Below are 22,644 nucleotides of genomic sequence, written 5' to 3' on the forward strand. Positions count from 1 at the left end.
CGTTGAGGCCGCTCCTGCCAGCGGGCTGTGCAGGGGAATGGCGGGATCCCGGCCACGTTGGAGGGCCGCCCCCGCGCGTGGCGCCGCAACGCCTCCTCGTCGACCCGGTCGGCCGTGCGGATGGGGGTGCCGGCCTTTCATATCTTCGGGGCCGGTCGCGCCGGAAGGCGACCGCGGACACCGCGCCGACGGCGCCTCGGGAGCGGGGCCGGGCCCGAGCCGTCGGGTGGGCTCCCGTCAGGCTCGCCTTTCGCACGCCGCACCCTGTTGGGACGTCACGCCCTTCGGAAACGGTGCCGGCGTTGCCCCGATCCTCGGGGCCTTGAACGGCGATGCGTTCACGGTGTCGCGGAGCGCCATTCGGACCGGCGGGGGTCCTGATGAGAGCCGAGGGGTGGGAGGCGGATCCCGTGAGGGCGCGAGGAAGCAAGTCGTACGATCTGGTGCTGGTGCACGGACTTCTGAACATCCACCGCTGGAGCCGGCGGTTTCTCGAACGGTGCGTCGAGCAATGGGGATCGGGGCGGGTGTACGTCGTCTACCTGAACCCCCCTCTGCAGATCTGGAGGAAACAGCTTGGCCACGGCACGGTCACCTTCATCGGCCGCAACGACTTGACGGCCGGTACCCGGACGGTGGACGTCCAGGCGCAGGACCTGGCGGCGAAGGTTCGCGCCTTACGAAGCCGGTGCGGCCTGAGCCGGCCCTTCTCGGTCATCGCCCACAGCATGGGCGGTATCGTGGCGCGCCGGTACATGGCCGACCACCCGGAAGAGGTGGCGGCCGTGGTCACCCTGGGCACGCCCCACCATGGTTCCCCCCTGGCGGAGCACTACCGGTGGCTCGGCAGCCTGCTGGGAGCGAAGGGGGCCTTCGCCAACCTGACCCCGTCCTGGCTGGCCCGCTTCAACCAGGAACATCCCCCCGACCGGTACGGCCCCGTGTATACGGTGCGCGGGTACGGGCGCCCGGGCCGGGACTGGGGGGTGCTGGGGGAGTTGCTGGTCGGGGGGGCACACCTGCACTGGCTGTGTGGCACGAGGTCGGATGGGCTCGTCCCCGAGGGGTCGGCCGTCATCGAAGGAGCCGTCCACATCGCCGATCTGCCGGGCTATCATCACCTCGACCTCGTGCGGCGGCCGGAAGTGGCCGATCTCTGTGCCCGCTACCTGCCGTAACGGGCCGGCCGCTGCCACGTGCCCCATGTGGCAACAAAGTCGTCAAGATAGCCATTGCATGCCCTCGCCGCCTCGGCCGGCCCGTTGCATGGGAACACATGTTCTGTTCTGATGGCCCTGGAGGGTAGCTGGCGATCCCATGTGCACGTTGCAGGGGTACTGCTTCGTCCTTGACCCCACACTCCACCAGCAGCTGGCGCTGGCCTCCCACGTGGGTGCGCGCCGCTTTGCCTTCAACTGGGGCCTGACTCTGGTGAAGGAGCGCCGGGAAGCCCATGCCGGGGGCGAGGACGTGGAGGTGCCGTGGACGCTTCCGGCCTTGCGGCGGGAATGGCACCGGCAAAAACACACGGTTGCTCCCTGGTGGCGGGCGAACTCGAAGGAGGCCTACGCCTCAGGCCCCGTTAGCGTCCCAGGTAGTGGTGGAAATAGCCGAGCCATAGGGCTCGGCCCTGGTGGCCCTTGACAAGAAAGGTCACCGGCGGCTCCCCTTCGGGTTGGACGAGTAATAGCTCGAAGGGAGGTCCGCTCACCGGTGACCGCTGATTTCAGGATGGCACTTCTCGAGCTTTTGCGCAAATACCAGGGGGAGCCGGAAGTCGATGCCCTGCGGGAAGGACTACGCTGGCTGGCCCAACAGCTCATGGAGCTCGAGGTGAGCGAACTCGTTGGCGCTCAGCGGTACGAGCGCACGGAAACGCGGAAGACGTACCGGAACGGCTATCGCTCCCGGCCCTGGGATACCCGCGTGGGCACCATCGAGCTGCGGATCCCCAAACTCCGCCAGGGCAGCTACTTCCCCAGCCTGCTGGAGCCCCGCCGGCGGGCAGAGCGGGCCCTGGTCGCCGTGGTGCAGGAGGCTTATGTGCAGGGTGTCAGCACCCGGAAGGTCGACGACCTGGTCCGGGCGTTGGGCCTGGACGGCATCAGCAAGAGTGAAGTCTCCCGGCTTTGTGCGGAACTGGACGAACAGATGGAGCGTTTCCGGAACCGCCCCCTGGAGAGCGAGTACCCCTACCTGTGGCTGGATGCCAAGCCGATCAAGGTACGGCAGGACCATCGCGTGGTGAACATGGCCGCGGTCATCGCCGTGGGGGTGACGCGAACCGGGCAGCGCGAGGTGCTGGGCTTTGACGTGGGCGCGGCCGAGACGTACGAGTTCTGGCTCGCGTTTCTCCGCAGCCTGGTGGCCCGAGGGCTCAAGGGCGTTCGCCTGGTCATCTCGGATGCCCACGAGGGACTCAAGCGCGTCATCAGCGAGGTGCTGGCGGGCGCCAGCTGGCAACGGTGCCGCGTGCACTTCATGCGGAACCTGCTGGCCCGGGTGCCCAAGCACGCCCAGCCGATGGTGGCGGCCCTGGTGCGAACGATCTTTGCTCAACCCGACCTGGCGTCTGCCCGGGAGCAGCTCGAACACGTGGCCGCCAACCTGGACCGACGATTCCCCCAGGCGGCCGCTCTGCTCCGGGATGCAATGGAGGACGTGCTGGCCTACATGGCGTTCCCGGCCGAGCACTGGCGCCGGATCCACTCGACGAACGTCCTGGAGCGGCTGAACCGGGAGTTGGCCCGGCGCTGTGACGTAGTGGGGATTTTCCCGAACGTCGCCGCGGCCCTGCGGCTACTGGGGGCTCTTCTGGAGGAGCAGCAGGATGAGTGGTTGGTGTCCCGGCGGTACTTCAGCCTGGAGTCCATGGCCAAGATCGATGCGAACCCACCCCGTGAGGACTCTCAGCTACACGAGAGTTCGGCAGCACTGAAGGTGCTGGCTGTCTGATCAACCCAACCCGGAGGGGACACGACTTTTCCACCACTTGACGGGACGTGACCCAGGCCCCGACGGGCTGGCCCCGGCGCTGCAGAACGGGTCGAAGAGCCGCAAGGGTGAACGCAGGGGTCGCCGCGTTGGTTTCCCGCGGTTTCGGAGAAGGGAGGCGGGAAACGGTGCGGTTCATCACCGGCGCCATCCGGGTGGACGATCAAAGCCACGCCGTCCTGCCCCGGATCGGGCGGGTGAAGATCCACGAACCCACCACGGCGCTGCTCCGGCGCCTAGAAGGAACGGCCCGCATCCTGTCGGCCACTGCATCGAAGGCGCAATGCAACCGGCGGTGGTGACCGCCATCAAGAGCCGGGGAGCCGTCGCCTACCTCCGTTCCGATGGCGTTGTAACGGAGGTGAGCGCCCGGCGGATTCGTAAGCGCCGGCCGCGGCCGGGGATATTGGTGTGAGGGGAAGGGGGCGGTACCCGATATAGAGGCAGATGAACCGCTCTTGGACACGCCGGCCACCAGGCGCCGGCGGCTCAAGAGGGGGTGCGTAACATGCGTGACAGAGCCTACGGGTATGGATCCCGCCGGCGCCGTGTTGCGTTCGGGATGGCCGTAGTGCTGGCCCTGCTCGGAATCGCAGGGTTTGGAGCCTACAAGGCGGGGTTTCGCGATCGGGTTGTCTCGTGGGCTCGCGGGAGTCACACGGATGCTGCGGTGGCCCGGGTGGGGGAGGGGGAGGGTCGCGAGGAGGGCGGGGTGACGTCCTAAACTGTCTGTAAACGCGAAGCGGTCTGGGCTACCATCGGTGGCGTCGGAAAACTCGCCCCAGCTGGGGCACACCGAGGAGGACCCAGACCTATGTCCAGGATACCACCCAGCCAGCAGTTGGCGGAGCTGGCCCGGCAGCTGGCCGCGCAGGCCCGGGAGGGTACTGAGGTCGAGGACCTGACCCATGCCCTCGTCCGCCTGGGCGCCCGCAAGCTCATCCAGGAGCTGCTGGAGGCAGAGGTCACGGAGCTTTTGGGGCGCGGACGCTACGAGCGGCGCGAGCCTGGCCAGGAAGGCGCCCGCAACGGCTACAAGCCGCGGACGCTGCGTTGCGCCGAGGGGCGGCTCGAGATCGACGTCCCCCAGGTGCGGGGCATGGAGGGACTGTGCCAGCCCACGCTGTGGAGGGCCCTCAAGCGGCGGACGGACGTGCTGGAGCGCCTGGTGGTGGAGATGTACGCCCGGGGCCTCTCTAGCCGGGACATCGAGGATGCGCTGGCGGAGCTGGCGGGCAGCGAAGCGCCGCTTTTGAGCCGGTCCACCGTGAGCCGGATCACCGAGGCGCTCCACGAGGAGTTCGAGGCCTTTGCCCAGCGGGACCTGTCAGGCCTCGACGTGGTGTACCTGTTCGCCGACGCCATCTACGAGTCGCTGCGCCGGCAGGCGGGCTGCCGTGAGGGCATCCTGGTCACCTGGGCCATCTTGAGCGACGGCAGCAAGGTGCTGGTGCACCTGAGCCTGGGCAACAAGGAGCGCTACGAGGACTGGCTGGAGCACTTCCGGGATCTGGTGCGCCGGGGGCTGAAGACGCCGCTGACGGTGACGACGGACGGGGCGCCGGGGCTGATCCAGGCGGTGGAAGCCATGTGGCCGGAGGCGGAGCGCATCCGCTGCTGGGTGCACAAGATGCGGAACGTGCTGGACAAGGTGCCGGAGGAGGCGCGGCCCGTGCTCAAGCCCTACCTGGAGGCGATCCGGGACGCACCGGATATCGAGCAGGGCCGGCGGCTGGTGGCCGAGGTGGTGGAGCGGTTCGGGCGGGAGTATCCCTCGGCCATGCGGAGCCTGCAGGAGGACCTGGAAGCGAGCCTGGCGCACCTGCGGCTACCCGCCGCCCACCGCAAGCATGTCCGGACCACCAACCTGGTGGAGCGCAGCTTCGAGGAGGAGCGGCGGCGCGCCAAGGTGATCCCGCGGTTTCGGAGCGAGCGGGAGTGCCTGAAGCTAGTCTTCGCCGTGCTGTGGCGGGCGAGTGAGCGCTGGCGGCGGGTGCAGTTCAGCGAGCACGAACGAAAGCAGCTGGAGCGCTACATCGAGGAGCGGCAACGGCAAAGAGCGGCGCAGAAAGAGGTTTCACCCGCTGCCACCGTGGCATGACCCAGACCGCTTTTACAGACAGTTCGGGACTTGACCTCGGTCAGTTCTGTGCTAGCCTCATAGTGGTACGGCACTGACCGATCGGTCAAACCCTGCGGATTCCGGGGGTCGTTCTCATGCCGCCCGCCATCGAGACTCGCGCGCTGACCAAGTACTACGGCCGGGTACGGGGTGTGGAGGATCTCAACTTGGAGGTGGAAGAAGGCGAGATCTTCGGGTTCATCGGGCCCAACGGCGCGGGGAAGACGACCACCATTCGCACGTTGCTGGGCCTCCTGCGCCCCACATCGGGCCAGGTGGCCCTCTTCGGCCGTCCCGTTCCGCCGGGCGGCGGCAGCCTCCTGGCCGAAGTGGGTTACCTGCCCGGTGAGGTGGCCTACTACCCCGATATGACGGGCCGGGAACTGCTCCAGTACGCAGCCGGCTTTTACCCGAAGGTCGACCGGCGGTGGGTCGAGCAACTCATCGAGCGCCTTCAGTTTGACCCGTCCCGTCCCATCCGCAGCTATTCCTTCGGCAACCGCAAGAAACTGGGGATCATCCAGGCCCTCCTGCACCGGCCCCGCCTCGTGATCCTGGACGAGCCCAGCAGCGGCCTGGACCCGCTGGTCCGCGCCGAGCTCTTCGCGTTGCTCCGTGAACTCAACCGCGAGGGGATGACCATCTTCTTCTCGACCCACGTCCTCGAGGAAGTGGACCGCCTGTGCCACCGCGTGGCCATGATCCGTGACGGCCGCCTCATCCACGTGTCGCCCGTCGAGGACCTGCCGGGGCGCCATCTGCGCGTCGTGACCGTCCGCCTGGCGGGAGGCGGGCCTCCCCCCGACGCCGTCCTCGCCCGCTGGGGCCATCCCAGGCCCGAGGAAGTCCCGGGTAAGCCGGGTACCTACCGGATGGTCGTGCGGGCGCCCGTCAATGAGGTGACGAGGGTGCTGGCCCAACTGGACCTGGAGGAGTTGACCATCACGGATCCCAGCATCGAAGACGTCTTCCTGGCCATGTACCGCTCGGGTCAGGGAGGAGGGGCATCGTGAGGGGGTGCTTCCACGTATTCCGGACGGAACTGCGCCTTGCTCGCCGCGGCCTGTTCATCTGGGCGGGTGTGATGGTGGGGATGGTCGGGGTGTACCTGGGGTTGTTCCCGTACGTCCAGGATCCCGTCATGGTGGAGGCCCTGAAGGCCGTTCCCGAGGCACTCTTGAGGGCCCTTAGCTTTACTCCCTCCGCCATCGCCGACGTCAACAGCTACCACGGCATCTCCACCATGGGCTACGTGGTGCTCCTGGCCACGATCTACGGCCTGATGCAAGCGGGTGGCAGCGTGGCCCGCGAGCCGGATTTGGGAGCGGTGGAGTTCCTTTACACGCGACCGGTGACCCGCAGGGCGATCATGGCGGCCAAGGTGGCGGCCTTCGCCGTACTGGCGGTCGTCCTGTGGCTCTTCATCTTTGCCGCGAGCATGGCGGTCGGCCTCGCCGTCGCCAAGGACGACTTCGACCTCTCCCGGCAGGCGACGACGCACCTGGCCGGGTTTGTTGCAACCCTGGCCGCGGGCGGCGTGGCCTTCGCCATCGCCCCCTTCTTCCAGCGCACCCAAACCGCCACGTCCGTCGCCGTTGGCATCGGCCTCGGGTCCTTCGTCGTGCACGCCCTCGCCCAGTTGTCGGACCGGTTGAACTTTCTCCGCTATTTCACCCTGCAGTACTACACCGCCCTGGACCGGGCGGCGGCCGGGGACCCCTTCGTGCCGGGCATGCTGGTGCTCCTGGGCGTCTTCCTAGCCGGATCCGCCCTGGGTACCCTCCTCCTTCACCGGAAGGACTTCGCGTGACCGCGGGTGTCCGAAATGCCCGGTAGCGACCAGACCGCGACGAAAACCCGGCGCCAGCGCATCCTGGAAGCGGCACTGGAGGAATTCGCCGAGCAGGGTTATGTCGGGGCCTCCCTCAGTCGCATCGCAAAGCGCGCGGGTGTGGCCAAGGGCCTCGTCCTTTACCACTTCGGGAGCAAGGACGGGTTGTTCCGGGCGGTGGCCGACTACGCGATCCAGGCGGTGGAAGGTGCCCTTGATGAAGCTCGAAAGGACCTGCCCCGCGACCTGTTCGACCGCATGTCGAGGCTAGCCCTGATCAAGCTCCAGGTGTACCGGGAACGGCCTCAACTCTACCGTTTCCTCGTCCGCTGCCTGAGCGACCCGGCGGTGTCGGCGGAGTGGCGCCGTCGGCAGCAGCAGGCGGCCGATCGGGCCATGGAGGTCTTCTTCAAGGACGTCGACACGAGCCGCCTGCGGCCGGGGGTCTCCCTGGAGCAGGCACTGGCGCTGATCACCCTGCTCAATGAAGGACTCTTCCCCCGGCTCAGACTGCCTAAAGTTTCGGTAGGTGATGGTGAGGCAAAAACGAAGGAGGAGGGCTCTGAAAAACTCCTTTGCTTTTTCGGCAAGGACGGGCAGGACGCAAAGCGAAAAACCCCTTATGGAGACGATACCGAAACCGGGGCCGGTGCACCATGTTGGGACGGTTGGATCAGCAGCGGAACTTCTTCGATGAGATCCTCTTCAACCACATGCTGCCGGCGGACCATCCCCTCCTGGACATCGACCGGGCTGTCGATTTCTCGTTCGTGGAGGAAGAGACGGCCGATCTGTACAGCGCCGATCAAGGCCGGCCTTCGTATCCGCCGGAGCAGCTGGTGCGCATCCTCTTCCTGGCGGTGTGGGCCAACCTGTCGGACGTGCAGGTCTGCCAGCAGCTGCGCTACAACGTCCTCTATCGCTACTTCTGCCGCCTTGGCTGGGAGGACGCGATTCCCGACGACACGACGCTGGTGCGGTTTCGGCAGCGGTTGGGGGAGGAGCGGTGGCAGCGGCTGCTGCAGCGGCTAGTGGAGCAGGCGCGGGCGAAGGGATGCCTGAAAGGCCGCTGGTTGGTGATGGACTCCAGCCCGGTGGTGGCCCATGCGGCCGCCCGCACGCGGGTGCAGCTTTTGCGGGAGGGGCGGCAGCGGCTGCTGCAAGCCGTCCGGCAGGCGGCGCCGCCGGTGGCGAAGGAACTGGAGGCGCTGGCCGAGCCGGTGCCGGACGCGACCTATGAAGATCAGGATCAGCTGCTGCAGGCGGAACAGGAACGGACGGAAGCCTTGCTGGCGGCGATCACGTCGCGGCAAGCCGCGAAGGCACCGGCGGTGCGACGCGTACGGAAGCAAGTGGAGCGGGTGCTGAAGGACGAACGGGTGGCGAGCTACGCGGACCCGGAGGCGCGTTGGGGACACCAGCGCCGGGAGAAGCCTTTTTTCGGCTACAAGATGCATCTGGCGACGGATGAGACCGGCTTTGTGCTGGCGGCGACGGTGACGGCGGGGAACGCGAGCGACCTCGAAGGGGCGCCGGCGCTGGTGGAACAAGCGCGCGTCCAGGGGCTCCGGCCACGGCGGCTGGTGGCGGACAAGGCGTATGACGCCACGAGGTTGAGGGAGGATCTCGTTCGGCAAGGCATCCGTCCGTACATCCCCCAGCGGACGCAAAGGCAAAGGCTGCCCAAGCAAGGGTTCACGTACGACAAGCGCCGCCGGCAGTGGATCTGTCCCGAGGGCCACCGCTCCATCGGCCAGAGCCCGCACCAGCGCGGGGGGTGGCTGGTGTACTTTTCCGAGCGAGCCTGCCGCGGCTGCCCCCGGGCGGGGAGCTGTCTGAGCCGGAGCCAGACGCGGAAGGTGTTGTACTGGCATCCGGGCACGGAAGCGAACCGGCCGCGGGGGCTGAAACGGGCCTTGCGCGTCCGGAAGGTCGTCGAGCGCACCTTTGGGGAGGCCAAGCAGTGGCACGGCCTCGGGCGGAGCCGTTACCGGGGCCGGGAACGGACGGCGATTCAGGTGCTGCTGACCTGCCTGGTGCTCAACGCCAAGAAGATGGCCCGTCGATTCAAAGACGCGCCTGGACGCGGGAAGAGGACTCGGGCCGCGGAGCAGGCGGCCGCCTGAGAGGGCGGGTACCCGGAGGAAGCCGGGCAACCTTGCAGAGCCGCTCTCCCGTAGTGCCACGTATCCCATCCAATCGATGGCAACTCCCTTCGACCCCATGGGTTCAGCTTTCCGCCGCTTTTTCAGAGACCTCGCCCGCGCTCCGGTCTCGAGTCGCGATCGCAACTTTTCGGTCGCCATTAGGAGGACACGGGTACTCAATGGCGAACACTACCGAGCCTGTTTCACGAACCCAGGTATTTCCGCAGGACTGCAGCCCCGGGAGGTTAAGTGAAAGCATCGGTTGGAATTCGCCATTGCCTGAGGTGTTCCTATGGCCTACAACTTCCGCCCGGTGAACCGCGGCCAACTGTACCTGCTCCCACCGAGCCTTCGCGACGGGCTGCCTGAGGATCACCTGGCCTGGTTTCTGATCGACGCCGTCGAGCAGATGGACCTGCGGGCCTTTTACGAGAAGTACCGCGCCGACGGTTGGGGCGGAGAGAGTTACGACCCCACCATGATGGTGACGCTCCTGCTGTACGCCTACTGCGTCGGCGAACGGTCGAGCCGGCGGATCGAGCGGTTGTGCCTCGAGGACGTGGCCTTCCGGGTGATCACCGCCAACCAGAAGCCGGATCACGTGACCATCGCCCGCTTCCGCCAGCGCCATGCACGGGAGCTGGCCGCGCTGTTCACCCAGGTGCTGCGGCTGTGCCGTGAGGCGGGGCTGGGGAAGGTCGGCGTGGTGGCACTGGACGGGACGAAAGTCAAGGCCAACGCCTCGCTGGCGGCCAACCGAACCTACGATGCGATTCGCCAGGAAGTGGAGAAGATGCTCCGGGAGGCGGAGGCCACGGACCGGGAAGAAGATGAGCGGTACGGCCCCGGGCGTCGTGGGGACGAGTTGCCGGAGGAGCTGCGCCACCGTGCGAGCCGGCTGGAGCGGCTGAAGGCATGCAAGCGGCGGCTGGAGGACGAGGCGGCCCGGGAAGCCGCCCGGCAGCAGGCCCGCATCGAGGAGCGGAAGGCGCAGGAGCAGGCGACCGGCAAGAAGCGGCGGGGGCGCAAGCCGAAGGCGCCGGATCCCTCGGTGGATCCGGCGGCGAAGGCGAACGTCACGGACCCGGACAGCCGGATCATGAAGACCCGGCAGGGCTTTGTGCAAGGGTACAACGCCCAGGCGGTGGTGACCGAAGACCAGCTCATCGTGGCGGCGGCGGTGACGCAGGACGCCAACGACGTGGGCCAACTGCACCCGATGCTCCAACAAGCGCAAGCCAACCTCCAGGCAGCAGGTGTGGACAAACCCATCCGGGCCGTGGTGGCCGACGCGGGGTACTGGAGCGAGGCGAACGTGAAGCAGGCGCCGGCGGATGGGCCGGAACTGTTCCTGGCGACGAGCAAGGAGTGGAAGCAGCGCCAAGCCTGGAAGGATGCACCCCCTCCGCGAGGCCGGATCCCGAAGGGGCTGAGCCTGCGGGAGCGGATGGAACGCAAGCTGCGGACCCGGCGAGGGCAGGCGATCTACGCCAAGCGCAGCCAGACCGTGGAGCCCGTGTTCGGGCAGATCAAGACCGTGCGAGGGGCCGACCGGTTCCTCCGTCGGGGTCTGGCGGCGTGTGACAGCGAGTGGAAGCTGCTTTGCTTGACCCACAACTTGCTGAAGCTCTGGCGGAGGGTCAGGGAGCGATCCGCCACCTTGCCCTTTGAATGTACGGTGGCGGGCTTGGCGTAGAAGGGTCACGATCGGGCCGCCGGCCTACACAGTCCTGACCGTCAGCCCATGTGACATGAGCGAATCGACCCGGTACGTTCCCACTAGGTCCGATCTCTCAGGGTCGGTGCAACAGGCTCTTGGGTAACATTTTTAGCTGAATTGACGAGGTACCCTCAAAAGGTGTGTAAATGGCGAAGGCGGTGTACCCTCCTCTTGGTGAACAACGAGGGCTTGGAAGCCCGGAGGGAGGAGAGCCACCGCCATGCACCAGCGGACCACGTCGGGGAACCTGACGTCAAGCCCCACCTGGGAAGGACTGCACGAGTGGCTGCGGAACGCGATCCAGGCGCTGATCCAGGAGGCGCTGGAGGCCGAGGTGACCGAGCTTTTGGGCCGGGTCCGCTACCCGCGGCGTGCCGCCGTCGATGCACCGGCCGGGTACCGGAACGGGTACGGCAAGCCGCGGAAGCTGACCACCCCCATGGGCACCCTGACCCTGCGGCGTCCCCGGGTGCGGGGCCTCGAGGAGCGGTTCGAGAGCCGGATTCTGCCTCTTAAAGGTGCCCCGATCAGGATCTTGGGTTTCTTACGGGGACGGTATGCCATTGATTGACACACCTTGATGTACTACGGCACCCTGGTGTAGGTGGGGACCAAGGGGTTGGGACTGGCGAGGGCCCGTGTGTCCGGCCAGAGGAGGCGCTGTCGTTTTACATGAGGTGGCCCCTTGACACCAAGAGGCCGAGCTTCTCGAAGCGCCACGCCTTCCTAGGGTCAGTATGCACCGAGGGTCCCCCGCACCTCTGGGTGCATGCCGAACGAAAATCGGCCAGGAAGTATGCCAGGAAAGGCAGAGCGATCTTGAGTTATGGAAGCGGAAATTGCAAGGAAGCGAGAAATCTGCCCAACCTACCTACTCGCAGACGATCCGAGCGCCGAGGACGCTTTGGGCGGGGGTCACGAGTTAACAGCGCGGGCGTTGGTGGATCTCGTCCTGAACTCAAGTGGCGGAAAGGCGGTGGCCCTACTCGGGGGCTGGGGCAGCGGGAAGTCCACCGTGGTCAGGCTCTTCCAGCAGGCAGTAGAACGGAACTCGGATAAGCGGGTGCGGGTTTTTGTCTTCGACGCGTGGAGCCACGAGGGCGACCCGCTCCGGCGGTCGTTTCTCGAGCGGCTCGCAGCCTTCCTCGCGGAGACTGGCTGGCTTGAGGGAAAGGCCCTGGAGCAGATCAACAACCAAATGGACGAGCTGGCTTGCCGGAAGGAGAGCGTTTATTCTCAGACCTCTCCGGTCATGACCCGTGAGGGCTATTGGATCGGGCTCTTTCTCACCCTGGGGATCCCCCTGGGTACGGCCCTACTGAGCAGCCAGCCGATATACCAAGCCCCTCTCTGGTTTTCCGTCCTTGGCGTCGCGGCCCTTCTTTCACCGTTCTTCGTTGCCTTATACTTCATGATCCGTGGTCTCAGGGCTGAGGGGAGATTTGAGTTCCCAAGCCTGGTTGGTCAGAACCGTACCGAAACCAGGACTTCCACCCTTCGCACCCCCGAGCCTACCTCCGTGGAGTTCGAGGCAAGGTTCAAGGACATTCTGGACAGAGCCGTGACCGATGACCGACGCCTAGTCATCGTCGTGGATAACCTGGACCGCCTCCCCGCGGAACAGGCCCGTTCCGTCTGGGCCACGATGCGCACCTTCTTTGATGTTCGTGGGGCTGCCTGGAGCGAAAAGCTCTGGCTCATCGTGCCCTTCGACCCCTCGGCCATTTGCCACCTCTGGGGAAATGTGCAGAGCGACGGAGAAAATCTCACGGAGGTCTTTATATCCAAGTTCTTTCAGACCAGGCTTCATGTTCCCCCGCCGGTACTCTCGGACTGGAAATCCTTCCTCTTCAAGCTCCTCCGCGAGGCCTTTCCCCGACACCACCAGGAGGAGTTGTATGCGGTCTACAGGGTCTACAGGAACCTTGTCCTTAGGGGCGATGGCCAGCCGGCTCCCCGAGAGCTTAAGCAGTTCGTGAACCTGGTGGGAAGTCAGCACCGCATCTGGCAGGACGCGATTCCCCTGCCCATGCAGGCTCTGTATGTGGCTCTTAGGGAGGAGCTCGCCAAAAACCCACGCGTGGCCCTCTCCAAGAGGGAGGCGGAGGTTAAAAAGCTCTTCCCCGAAGAGGAGAAGTGGAAGGATTATCTGCTGGCCCAGCACTTTAACGTCGAGCTGGACAAGGCCCTCCAGGTTCTCTTCTTAGAGGAGATCCGGAAGGGCCTCGAAGCCCCGGGGAGCCCCGTCCTCAGGGAGACTGCCCGGCAGGTCCGGCCGGAGGCCTTGGGTACCTTGGTCCTCGAGGCCTTGGAGGAGGCGGGGGAGTGGGCAGAGAAGGCCCCCGAGCTTCTTGCTAAGGCGGCGCTTGCCATCAAGGAGGTAGGGGGCCTTCTGCCGGAGGAGGATCAGAGACAGGCCCTGGGCCTCCTCCGCTCAAGGGCCACCTCGGCCGGGGGGTGGAAGATGGGGGACGATGAGGTGGTCCAGGGTCTAATGGTGCTCGTTGCCTCGGCCCCGGGCGCGGAAGAGCGGTGCAGGCTTATCGGGGTCATCCTGCGAGGGGTGGAGGCTCCTTCCGGAAACGAGGTTATCAAGGATGCTGCCAAGGGCTTGGCGGATTTCCTAGACCGGGTCAAACGGGAACTCAACCTGGGTGTACCCGAAGATTTCCGGTTCCCGGTCCAGGAACCCGCCGACTGGATCCTCGCCCTCAGCGCCCTGGACTTCTGGAAGCTCGAGGACGAGGTTCAGAAGGCCTTTACACCCCGCAAGCCGCCGGAAGTGCTCGGCGAGCTCGTCGCGCGCGTTGGGCGAGGGGAGTTTAGGATGACCGAGGCGCTGGCTACCCGGGCCCTGTCCTACATCGATCAGGGGTGGAACTGGAAGGGTCTGGTCAACAGCCTCCGGGGCCGCCTGGCCACAGGCAACCGCTACACCGATGAGGAGGTCCGGGCTGCGATCTACGCCCTGCTCCAATTGGAGCCCATCAGCGAGGAGGCCAGGAATGCCCTGAACGACCTGGCCACCAGTTGGTTTCTTTTGCACCACCTGGCCCATGCGAATGACGGGAAGACCCTAGGGACTCTTCTCTTGCCCCTCCTGATCTATAATCCAACCGGCCAGCTGCAGTCCCTAGGAGGGGGAGCGAGCCAGGGAGCCCAGAGATACGCCGGCTTTCTCCGGAACCCCCAAGGGGTCGATCTCCGGGACATGGCCGAACTTTTGGCAGAGCTCTCGGGATGTAGGGAAACCAACTTCTCCGTTCAGAGCGTCATTGAGGCTATCAACAGGAATCCCCAAGCAAAAGAACTTGTGGCGACTCTCCTCGACCACCTCAAGGAGGCATACCCTGAGGCGTTCTCCCCGGAGATCCTTCTGGAATGTGGCAAGAGCCTTTTCGATCTCCTGGGGAAGGAGACCTTCGAAGCCATGTACCGGAGGCAGCAAGACGAAATAGTCAGAGCGGCCCAGTCAAGGGGGTTTGCCCTACATCTCCTCCCTGCTTACCGTAGGATCCTCTGGGCGGCCGGGGGCGGCCCGCCGGGAGCGTTTCTGCAATTCTTAGGCGAAGGCCTGAAGGGACTGCAAAAGAGTGACTGGTTACACCTGCTGAAAGAGGGTTGCGGCTCGGACGCGTTGGGCCTCCTCCGGGACCTTCGGGGGCAGGGTTTCCCGGTTGAACTGGACCACAGGCTCGCTGACGCCCTTGAGGAGGCTGCGACGGCCCTCCTCGACGATGAAGAGGCGTACGACCCGGCGACCATTCGGGCCTATCTAGATTTCCTAACCGGAGACGCGCGGAAAAACCTCTCAGCGCGGATGGCCCGGGGCCTCTCGAAGCTCCTCGGGGAGTACGGGGGCTGGGGCGCGGAGAAGTTCCTGGGAGCCGTGGGAGAGGTGGTCCTGGAGGGCGCTGAGGAAGTGGGTGTCGAGGACCTGAATGATCTGCTGCTGACCTGGCTTCCGAACGCCCTTACGCGGCTTTCCCAGACGGAGCTTGAGTGGTTCGCCGAGCTGCTCAAAAAGCGCCGAACCCTTGTTCCGGATCTGGATGAAGCGATCCGGGGAGAAGCCCTCAAGCGGGTGGAGGAGGTGCGAACGGCCGTCGAGGACGAGAGGATCCGGGGGGCGCTCGAGGGGATAGCCGGCTTTCTCCAGGGAGAAGAGGCGGGCCAGGAGGATTGATGCGAGCTCCTGGGTTGTCACTGACTTGGGTAAGCCGGTGACGAGGTTCCGGGAGTTCATCGGGTATCCGGAGAAGCCATCCGAGTGGAAGTACCCGTACAACCCGCGCGAGGAGTAGCCCGACCAGTACCCTCACGTCCCCGATGCGGTGCCGGTCTGAGTACCGACCGGTTGCTCCGGGCAGCACAACAACCTACCAGGGCAAGGGGGGAGATGATCGGCCCGAAGGAAAGGAGCCCGTAGCGCCAAATAAGTGTTTCACAAAATGAATATTTTGTTGAATGAAAGGCCCGGTCGAACCGTCCCCGAGCCCTTTGGCGGTGGAGGTCCTCGCGGGCCTGTCGCCGGGGCCCGGCGCGGCCCTTCCCCCCCGCCAAGCTGCCGCCGTCACCCCCTCGGTGCAACGGAACGTCCAGCAATCCGGTCGGACGTCAGGCTTTGCGACACCGGCGGGACGGGTTGCGAAGGCCGCGCGAGGATGCGGGCAAGGCAGCTTTCGGCGTCTTGTCTCCTCCCACCTGGCGATGGAAGCACCGCAAGGCCCGGTGCCTGCCTACCAGCCTCAGTCGTAAATCCGATACAAGAACCACTGCCGGGCCGGGATCCGGTAGTCGATCTCGTATACCCCGCCGTCCTGGGTTTGCACACGGTAGACGAATCGCTCTTCGGGCGGATCCTGTTCCCACCACGGCCCGATCTCGCGCCACTCCTCCAGCACCTCCGCAACGACACGGCGGATGCCCCGCCACACGAACGCCACCGGGCGGTTCCGACGGTCAGCCTCAACGCGAATCGGGCGGTCGATCAGGCTCATGACCTTGCCCCACGGAACACCGATACAGGCGTCCCGACATCGCTGTTCAGCAAGACCTCGATGCGGAAGAGGCGGTCCAGCATGCTCTGGGCGCTGCTGCGTCATGCACGGTTGATGAAAAGATCCAGTACCACTGCAGTAGCCAAAGCGAGCAGATAGCCACCAAGGTTCGGCACGAGCCGCCCGTCGGCTGCAAGGAGCAAGCCAATCCCCACCATGAATCCCGTCGCGGCGAAACGCGGCATTCGGGCGCGGCGCCTGCGCCGCACCCGGCGAGCCGATCCCCGCTTCGGCGCGGTTCGGCCCCTGCGAGCCCGGGCCGGCGCGGTTGCAGCCAACGGCCCCCCCTCCCCCATCGGCATCCGGCGTCGATCGCTCACGTAGCGGCGACTCGTTCCTCACCCGGTCTGCGTCGGCTTCCCGGCCTGCGGCCGCCGAGGCCGGGGTCTGGCTGCCTGCCCTTTCGGCCGGCCGAAATCGCCCTTCGGTGCTTGCGAGGCGACGCAGGCCCGCCGGCTACGCCCGAAACGGAAAGGTATTCGGGATCCCACGAAAGTGTTTTCTGTTCGCCGTGCAGACGGGGAGCCCCGTCGCCTCGGCCAGGGCCCGCAGGCGTGCGTCCCCGAACGAGTCGCAGGTTGGATCGGCGGCCCAGTAGTACAGTGCCTTGAGGACGGCCGGCTTGTTCTCGACCTGGACCGTTTCCAGGCCGATGAAGGTGCTCAGGTAGTCCGCCACGGCCTTGCGGTCCTGGCGGAAGACGTGGCGGTACAAGGCGTACGTAAGCTCGTGAATCGTGATGAGATCGAGGAAACCCTCGGCCCTGCCCTGCTGAAGATCCGCGAGGAGCGCCTTGCACGTCTCCGCGAGCGGATCCCGAAAGAACGGATGGATGAAGAGGTTCGCGTCAAGCCACCCGAGCTGCCTGCGCTCAGCGTTCACCGGCCGCGGCCGCCTCCCGCTCGGACCGATCCAGCACCGCAAACGGCAGGGCGTCCCGGGCGACATCCTCGGCGACCGTCTCCCAGAGATCGGCGGGCACGGGCCCGTCGACGCGCCACCGGTCGAAGTATTCATCGAGCGAACGGGTCGTTCGCACGACACGGAACCGCCCTTCGTCCGGCCCCGTGGCCTCGAACAGGAGCACGTCACCAGGCCGGATCCGTAGGGCTCCGCGAACCTCCGCGGGAATCGTGACTTGGCCTCGGGCCTGCACACGTCCGAGCCCCATGGCCATCCCTCCCCTCTCCCCCACCATCCTAGCATACACCCCCCGGTGCTGCATGGCATAATGGAGTATGGCGTACTCTCGGACGTTTGTATGCAAGTCGCGGAACGAAGTTGCCACCCAGGGGGATGGAGCGTGCGCAGCGAGCTGCCCGTACGGGCCGAGCAGTACCTCGAAACGAAGCGGGTCGAGCGGGGCCTGCAAACCGCAAGCCTCGTCGAGTACCGCCGCGACCTGGCCGACTTTTGCCGCTGGCTGGCCGGCCGGCTGCGGAAGGACCCCGAGGATCTGACCGACGCAGACCTGGCCGGCTTCGACCGGGACGGGGCCCGGCGGTGGCTCGCCCACCTGGCCGACCGGGAACTCGCGCCGTCGACCCGCGACCGGCGCTGGAGCACCATAAGCGGCTGGTTCCGGTGGATGGTGGCCGAAGGCGTCCTTGCCCGCGATCCCTTCGCCGGCCTGGAGCGGCCCGTGCGGGGCGAACGGCACAAGCGCCTGCCAGTCTACCTTTCCGAGGCGGAGGCCGAGCGGCTTTTGCGGGTCGTTCTCTCGGACGAGGGCCTCACGCCCCGGCAGAAGGCCCACCATGCTCGCTTGAAAGAGCGCGACCACGCCCTGGTGACGACGTTGCTGTATCAGGGCCTGCGGATCAGCGAGGCGGTGGGGCTTCGGTACGGCGACGTGGACTTTGAAGAGGAGACCCTGCGGGTCATCGGCAAGGGGGACAAAGAGCGCCTCCTCCCCCTTCACCGCCGGACGAAGGAGGCCCTGCTGCGCTACCTTGCGACCTGGCCGGGCCCGAAGAAGCCGAAGGCGCCGCAGGATCCGCTCTGGTGGACGCTGGCCGGCCGGCCTCTGACCAAGAATGCGGCCCAGGTGGCGGTGAAGCGCCACCTCACCCGGGCCGGGCTCTGGCGGGCGAGCGCCCACAAGCTGCGGCACACCTTCGGGACACGGCTCGCAGAGGCGGGGGTGGACCTGTTGGTCATCAAGGACCTGCTGGGCCACGCGACGGTGGCGACGACCCAGATCTACGCGCATGTGGCCCAGCGGCGGCTAAGGGAGGCCGTGGAAAAGATCCGGTGATATGGGTACCGTGCGGCGTCTTGCGTTTCGTAGGAAGAAGGGGCGATTATGCGGTGCTCAATGGGTCCTCGATATGAAGTGCGGCTACCTCCGCAACTGCGCGATAGTCCTTCACGTTGTGCGTAACGAGGACGGCTCCTTCGGTCAAGGCGGTCGCCGCGATAAGGGCATCAGGCAAGCGCAGTTTGCGTCCCCGTTGTGCGACGCGTCGGCGAAGTTCACCAGCCTTTTCCGCGATGACCTCGTCCACGTCAACGATGATGCCGTTAGCGAGAAAGTTGTTGATCCGGGTTCGGTCGTCTTCGGTAAGCCGGGGGTGGGACAGGAGTTCTGCCTTGGTTACGACAGAAAAAAGCAATGTGCTCTTCGCACACCGCTCCCAGAATGCGACCGCGTCGGGTAAACCCTGCATGATGTAAATGCTGATATCCGTGTCAAGCACATAGCTTACCATGCCGGCAGCTCCCGGTCTTCATCGTTCCGCGACGCAAGGATCGCCTGGGCGATTTCCGGCCGGTCCTTGAGGAGGCCCGCAATCGTCGCAAGAGCCCCCACGGGCCGCCGGCCCGGCCGCGGGACATGCGTCGCCTCCAGCAGGGCGGTGAGCGGAATCGCCCATCCGCCGCCGGGGCGTTTATAGGCTCCAGGCAACTTTCCGTCCGCACACCAGCGCCGCACCATTTGGGCGGAAACACCATAAATCCGGGCGACTTCCGCGGGGGTCAGCACGGGCCACTCTCCGCCGCGCTCGGGATGGGCCAGAATCCGAACGCCCGCCCCCTGCTGGGCCGCTTGCCTCAAGGTATCCACCAGCTCTTGAAGCATCGCCGCCTGTTCCCGGTTGGCGGCAACGAGTTCCGCGAGCCGCTCGACTTGGTCCCGGCTAAGGGTGACCATCCGAATCACCACCCCCACCTCCCCACGGTAGTCTAATTCCGAAACTTCCGCAATATGCGAAATTCTTGTTGGATGGCCCCGGAACCTCAGGACCAGACGGGATCCGGTAACCTGAAGGCATTGGAGGATTCGCTCTGACGGACGCTCACCGGCCAGGCCCCGACGAAGCACACCGTGTGAACGCAGCACGATGCGTTCGGAATGAACGCACACCAAATGGGGCACGCCGCCGCATGGGATGCGCCACATGCGCCGGCCATACAGGAATTGCCGCGGCCGCGTCGTATCCTAAAAAGAGGGAAACCGGCGGCGTGAACCTTGTTGGCACCGCCGTGTTGGCCCCGGCGGCGGGCCTGCCCGATAGAAGCCGTAGTCGCTGGGCGCCGCGAACGTTCCTGGCGCCCAGTGCGGAGCCGCCGCCGTGGAGGCGCGTTTCCTGCTGGAAGGAAGCCGGGCCCCTGCCCAGGCCCCGACAGCGGTCGGCGAAGCCCCGGCCCCACCGGCCCCGAGCTCCGGGAGTGCCGCAGGACCCGGACGTGAAGGAGGGCACCCATGCTGGGACTGTTCCTCGTCGCCATCGGCCTCGTCGCCGGGATCCGGCCAGGATGGTTAGCCAGCCTGACGAACCGGCCCGTACGAGAGGTGCGGCTGGTGGGCTTCGGCCTCGCCCTGCTGGGCCTGGTCAAGATGGGCTCGGGGGCCGGGTATCTGCTTTTCGGGGCGGGATTCGTGGCGGCGGCGCTGGGCCTGGTTGGCCTGGTCCGGCCCCTGCACCGCCTCCGGATCCCCTCGCGCAAGGTGGCCGCGGCGGTGCTCGGCGCGGCCCTCGCCCTGATGGTCACGGGGGCGGGCATCGCCGGACCCGGCACCCCACCCGAACCAGCACCCTCGGAGCAGACGACCGCTGAAGCCCCTTCGCCAGCCGATCCCTCACCCCAACCCGCGAAGGATCCGGCGGCGTCGGGCGCAGCCGTAGCGACGCCGACGGTCGACGCATCCGCGTCCGCACCGGCCACGCCGCCTGCCCCGCCACCGTCGGGCTCGGCCAAGGATGCGGGCCCGTCGTCCTCCGCGCCCTCCACCAAGCCTGCCGCTTCGAGCCAACTTTCGAAGGCGACCGAGCCGGGCCGGGCCGCGTTGCCAGCCGGCGTGACCGTTGCGGTCGTCACCCGCGTCGTCGACGGGGACACGATCGACGTCAAGTACCTTGAGGGCGCGAAGCTTCCGGCCACCCGCGTGCGGATGATCGGGGTCGATACGCCGGAGGTCTACGGCAAAAAGGAGCCCTACGGACCCGAGGCCTCGGCGTTCACGAAAAAGCAGCTCGCCGGCAAGAAGGTCTGGCTCGAGAAGGACGTGTCGGAGACGGACCGCTACGGCCGGGCGCTTCGGTACGTCTGGGTGAAACAGCCGCCCGCCGATCCATCGGAAAAGCAGGTTCGCGAGGGCATGTTCAATGCGATGCTGGTCCTGCAAGGCTATGCCCAGGTGAGCACCTACCCGCCCGACGTCAAGTATGCGGATCTCTTCGTGAAGTTCCAGCGCGAGGCCCGGGCCGGAAACCGGGGCCTGTGGGGTTTGAGCGCATCGTCCGGATCGGCGTCGGGCGGGACGAAGAGCGGTTCGGGGAGCTCGAAGCGCGCAAAGACGTCAAACGAGTCGGGCGGGGCGAGCCGTTCCGGCAAATGCGACCCCGCGTACCGTTACCTGAAACATCGTCATCTGTTTCAGGCAGCCGATCCTCACGGATCGACGGTGCCGGTCTTACCCGGCAATGAGCCGGTGCCGGCTTCCCGCTTCTTCCGGGACTGCCTGCTGGACAGCAGGTCTTACATCCCGTCCACGGGCGTTTAACGTCTCCGGGCCACTCCCGGCGACGCCGGCCACCAAGGCCGCGAGATTCCGGGCCGCGTTTTCGTCCCGGTCCAGCACGAGCCCACATTCCTCACAGCGGAAAACACGCTGCGAAAGCGGCAGCGACGGCTTGATCGCGCCGCACCGGGAACAACGTTTGCTGCTGGGATAGAATGGCGGCGCTTCGACCAGGACCGCCCCGTGCCAGGCACACTTATACCTGAGCTGGCGGCGGATCTCCGCCAGGGCCGCATCGGCCAGCGCCCGGGCGAGCCGGCGGTTCTTCCTCATGCCCACCACGTGCAGCTGTTCGACGACCACCACGCCATAGGTGGTCGCCAGATGGTGCGTCAGCTTGTGAAGGGCATCCTGGCGGATGTTCCGGGCCCGCGCATGAAGCCGGGCCAGCCGGCGGCGGGCCTTTTGCCACCCCCGGCTGCCCTTCTGGCGGCGAGCCAGGGCGCGGCTGGACCGGGCGATCTTTCGGAGCGCTTTTTCCAGGGGCCGCGGGTTCGGCCACACCTCGCCCGTCGAAAGGACTGCCAGGTGCCGCACCCCCGCGTCCACGCCCACCACCCGCCAGGGGAACCGGGGCCGGCCCGGCTGCCGCTCCACCTCGCAGGTGAAGCTGACGAACCACCGGCCGCCTTCCCGCGACACCGTGGCTGAGAGGATGCGAGCCGCCCCCGCTTCGATGCGCCGGAGCAGGGCCGTGGTCGGCTCGTGGGTCTTCACCCGCCCGATCCGGGGCAGGACAACGTGGCTTTGGTCGTCCACCCGGATCGCGCCGGTGGTGAACCGCACGGACTCACGACCCCGCCCCTTCTTCCGAAAGCGGGGAAAGCCAACCCGGCGGCCCTTGCGTTCACCCTTGCGGCTCTTCGACCAGTTCTGCAGCGCCCGGGCCAGCCCGTCAAGGCCCGAGGAATAGGCTTCCTTGGAGTTCTCCCGCCACCAGGGGGCGACGAGGTGCTTTTGCCGGTTCCACTCCCGCCGCAAGGCGGGCAGGGTCCAGGGCACCTCCACATCCTCGCCCCGGGCACGGGCTTCCAGGCGCTCTTTCACCAGGGCCAGGCCCCAGTTGAAGGCGAAGCGGCGGGCGCCCACATGGGAGGCCAGCACCCGTTCCTGGCGGGGTGTGGGGTCCAGGGCGAAGCGGTACGCTTGAAGAACCTTCATTCGGCATCGCCCCTACGGGCTGCCGCCAAGGCTCGCAGGGCCCGATTGCGCGCCCCCCTCCGGCCGTACAATCGAGCGCAGAAGGAGGTCAACACTTCAATCATGTCGCGCACAAGGTCATCCGTTGATTCGCTTGGATCCACGACCACGATCCGCCGTCCCTGTGCTGCGAGAGCGGCTTCCAGGTACTCCACCCCAAAGCGGGCCAACCGATCACGGTGTTCCACCACAATGGTGGCAACCGATGCGTCGGCCAGAAGTCGGCGAAACTTCGCCCGTTTCCCATTCAGCCCGGACCCGATTTCCGTGACTACCTGGTCCACATGAAATCCATGCTCCGTCGCCCATGCCGTGACCCGGGCCACTTGACGGTCGAGATCGCTCTTCTGGTCGTGAGAGGAAACGCGGGCGTACACCACCGTCTTCCCTTTCGCCGGAGCAGGCAGGTCCACGAGGATGGTCCCGGATGGGGTCTGCCGGGCAGGGACGGGCAGCCGACCCGCCTTCCACCAACGCCAGGCGGTGATGTAACTGATTCCTTCACGCTTGGCCCACTCGGAGAGCTTCATACCTGAAATATAGC

Annotated in this window: 20 protein-coding genes and 1 pseudogene; 14 read left to right on the forward strand and 7 right to left on the reverse strand. The window is 66.4% G+C overall.

Features of this window, described 5'->3' with window-relative positions:
* Positions 1-410 precede the first annotated feature (410 nt).
* The 12 genes and pseudogenes from E1B22_RS12385 (at position 411) to E1B22_RS12440 (ending at position 15,000) form a co-directional block, all read left to right on the forward strand.
* A complete protein-coding gene (locus tag E1B22_RS12385; RefSeq protein ID WP_167758996.1) occupies positions 411-1,178 on the forward strand; it encodes a triacylglycerol lipase in 768 nt (255 codons plus the stop codon).
* A 139-nt stretch (positions 1,179-1,317) separates the two neighbouring features.
* The gene (locus E1B22_RS12390) at positions 1,318-1,644 is read left to right on the forward strand and encodes a helix-turn-helix domain-containing protein (protein WP_243123898.1); all 327 of its coding nucleotides are present in this window, start codon (positions 1,318-1,320) and stop codon (positions 1,642-1,644) included.
* A 69-nt stretch (positions 1,645-1,713) separates the two neighbouring features.
* A complete protein-coding gene (locus E1B22_RS12395) occupies positions 1,714-2,955 on the forward strand; it encodes an IS256 family transposase (protein WP_135224197.1) in 1,242 nt (413 codons plus the stop codon).
* A gap of 167 nt (positions 2,956-3,122) precedes the next feature.
* Complete coding sequence (locus tag E1B22_RS14155) at positions 3,123-3,296, forward strand: hypothetical protein (RefSeq protein ID WP_371413502.1); 174 nt, start codon at positions 3,123-3,125, stop codon at positions 3,294-3,296.
* A 512-nt stretch (positions 3,297-3,808) separates the two neighbouring features.
* Complete coding sequence (locus E1B22_RS12405; protein WP_135224086.1) at positions 3,809-5,095, forward strand: IS256 family transposase; 1,287 nt, start codon at positions 3,809-3,811, stop codon at positions 5,093-5,095.
* A gap of 116 nt (positions 5,096-5,211) precedes the next feature.
* The gene (locus E1B22_RS12410) at positions 5,212-6,129 is read left to right on the forward strand and encodes an ABC transporter ATP-binding protein (RefSeq protein ID WP_135226181.1); all 918 of its coding nucleotides are present in this window, start codon (positions 5,212-5,214) and stop codon (positions 6,127-6,129) included.
* Positions 6,126-6,926 (forward strand): ABC transporter permease subunit, encoded by an 801-nt coding sequence (locus E1B22_RS12415; RefSeq protein WP_243123899.1) that lies wholly within the window; start codon positions 6,126-6,128, stop codon positions 6,924-6,926. Before E1B22_RS12410 ends, E1B22_RS12415 begins: the two co-directional genes overlap by 4 nt.
* A 15-nt stretch (positions 6,927-6,941) precedes the next feature.
* Positions 6,942-7,115: pseudogene (locus E1B22_RS14160) on the forward strand (TetR/AcrR family transcriptional regulator); the annotation flags it as partial.
* Positions 7,116-7,603: 488 nt separating this feature from the next.
* Positions 7,604-9,073, forward strand: a complete 1,470-nt coding sequence (locus E1B22_RS12425; RefSeq protein WP_135226184.1) for an IS1182 family transposase — start codon at positions 7,604-7,606, stop codon at positions 9,071-9,073.
* Between the two features lie 313 nt (positions 9,074-9,386).
* On the forward strand, positions 9,387-10,790 hold the full coding sequence (locus E1B22_RS12430; RefSeq protein ID WP_135226185.1) for a transposase: 1,404 nt from the start codon (positions 9,387-9,389) through the stop codon (positions 10,788-10,790).
* 244 nt (positions 10,791-11,034) lie between these two features.
* The gene (locus E1B22_RS12435) at positions 11,035-11,385 is read left to right on the forward strand and encodes a transposase (RefSeq protein ID WP_243123900.1); all 351 of its coding nucleotides are present in this window, start codon (positions 11,035-11,037) and stop codon (positions 11,383-11,385) included.
* A gap of 369 nt (positions 11,386-11,754) precedes the next feature.
* Positions 11,755-15,000 (forward strand): P-loop NTPase fold protein, encoded by a 3,246-nt coding sequence (locus E1B22_RS12440; protein WP_167758984.1) that lies wholly within the window; start codon positions 11,755-11,757, stop codon positions 14,998-15,000.
* 562 nt (positions 15,001-15,562) lie between these two features.
* Here E1B22_RS12440 and E1B22_RS12445 read toward each other — a convergent pair.
* The 3 genes from E1B22_RS12445 to E1B22_RS12455 form a co-directional block, all read right to left on the reverse strand.
* Positions 15,563-15,814, reverse strand: coding sequence for a DUF6504 family protein (locus E1B22_RS12445; protein ID WP_135226157.1), 252 nt, complete (start codon positions 15,812-15,814; stop codon positions 15,563-15,565).
* A gap of 516 nt (positions 15,815-16,330) precedes the next feature.
* Positions 16,331-16,756 (reverse strand): PIN domain-containing protein, encoded by a 426-nt coding sequence (locus E1B22_RS12450; RefSeq protein WP_167758985.1) that lies wholly within the window; start codon positions 16,754-16,756, stop codon positions 16,331-16,333.
* Positions 16,746-17,045 carry an AbrB/MazE/SpoVT family DNA-binding domain-containing protein gene (locus tag E1B22_RS12455; protein ID WP_167758986.1) on the reverse strand — a complete coding sequence of 100 codons (300 nt, stop codon included), beginning with the start codon at positions 17,043-17,045 and terminating at the stop codon, positions 16,746-16,748. Before E1B22_RS12455 ends, E1B22_RS12450 begins: the two co-directional genes overlap by 11 nt.
* Before the next feature lie 132 nt (positions 17,046-17,177).
* Here E1B22_RS12455 and E1B22_RS12460 point away from each other — a divergent pair, with 132 nt between their 5' ends.
* Positions 17,178-18,131 (forward strand): tyrosine-type recombinase/integrase, encoded by a 954-nt coding sequence (locus E1B22_RS12460; protein WP_167758987.1) that lies wholly within the window; start codon positions 17,178-17,180, stop codon positions 18,129-18,131.
* Positions 18,132-18,177: 46 nt separating this feature from the next.
* Here the strand turns inward: E1B22_RS12460 and E1B22_RS12465 are convergent, their stop codons facing one another.
* A complete protein-coding gene (locus tag E1B22_RS12465; RefSeq protein ID WP_135226161.1) occupies positions 18,178-18,585 on the reverse strand; it encodes a type II toxin-antitoxin system VapC family toxin in 408 nt (135 codons plus the stop codon).
* Positions 18,579-19,028, reverse strand: a complete 450-nt coding sequence (locus E1B22_RS12470; protein WP_243123908.1) for a helix-turn-helix domain-containing protein — start codon at positions 19,026-19,028, stop codon at positions 18,579-18,581. Before E1B22_RS12470 ends, E1B22_RS12465 begins: the two co-directional genes overlap by 7 nt.
* Before the next feature lie 552 nt (positions 19,029-19,580).
* Between E1B22_RS12470 and E1B22_RS12475 the strand changes: the two genes are divergently transcribed.
* The gene (locus E1B22_RS12475) at positions 19,581-20,882 is read left to right on the forward strand and encodes a thermonuclease family protein (protein ID WP_135226163.1); all 1,302 of its coding nucleotides are present in this window, start codon (positions 19,581-19,583) and stop codon (positions 20,880-20,882) included.
* Here E1B22_RS12475 and tnpB read toward each other — a convergent pair.
* Both tnpB and E1B22_RS12485 read right to left on the reverse strand, forming a co-directional pair.
* Positions 20,793-22,061 (reverse strand): IS607 family element RNA-guided endonuclease TnpB, encoded by a 1,269-nt coding sequence (gene tnpB, locus E1B22_RS12480; RefSeq protein WP_135226164.1) that lies wholly within the window; start codon positions 22,059-22,061, stop codon positions 20,793-20,795. The two genes, E1B22_RS12475 and tnpB, sit on opposite strands and share 90 nt — an antisense overlap.
* A complete protein-coding gene (locus E1B22_RS12485) occupies positions 22,058-22,630 on the reverse strand; it encodes an IS607 family transposase (protein WP_135226165.1) in 573 nt (190 codons plus the stop codon). The genes tnpB and E1B22_RS12485 overlap by 4 nt, the downstream gene beginning before the upstream one ends.
* Positions 22,631-22,644 lie beyond the last annotated feature (14 nt).

The organism is Thermaerobacter sp. FW80 (genome assembly GCF_004634385.1).
GTDB lineage: Bacteria > Bacillota > Sulfobacillia > Thermaerobacterales > Thermaerobacteraceae > Thermaerobacter > Thermaerobacter composti.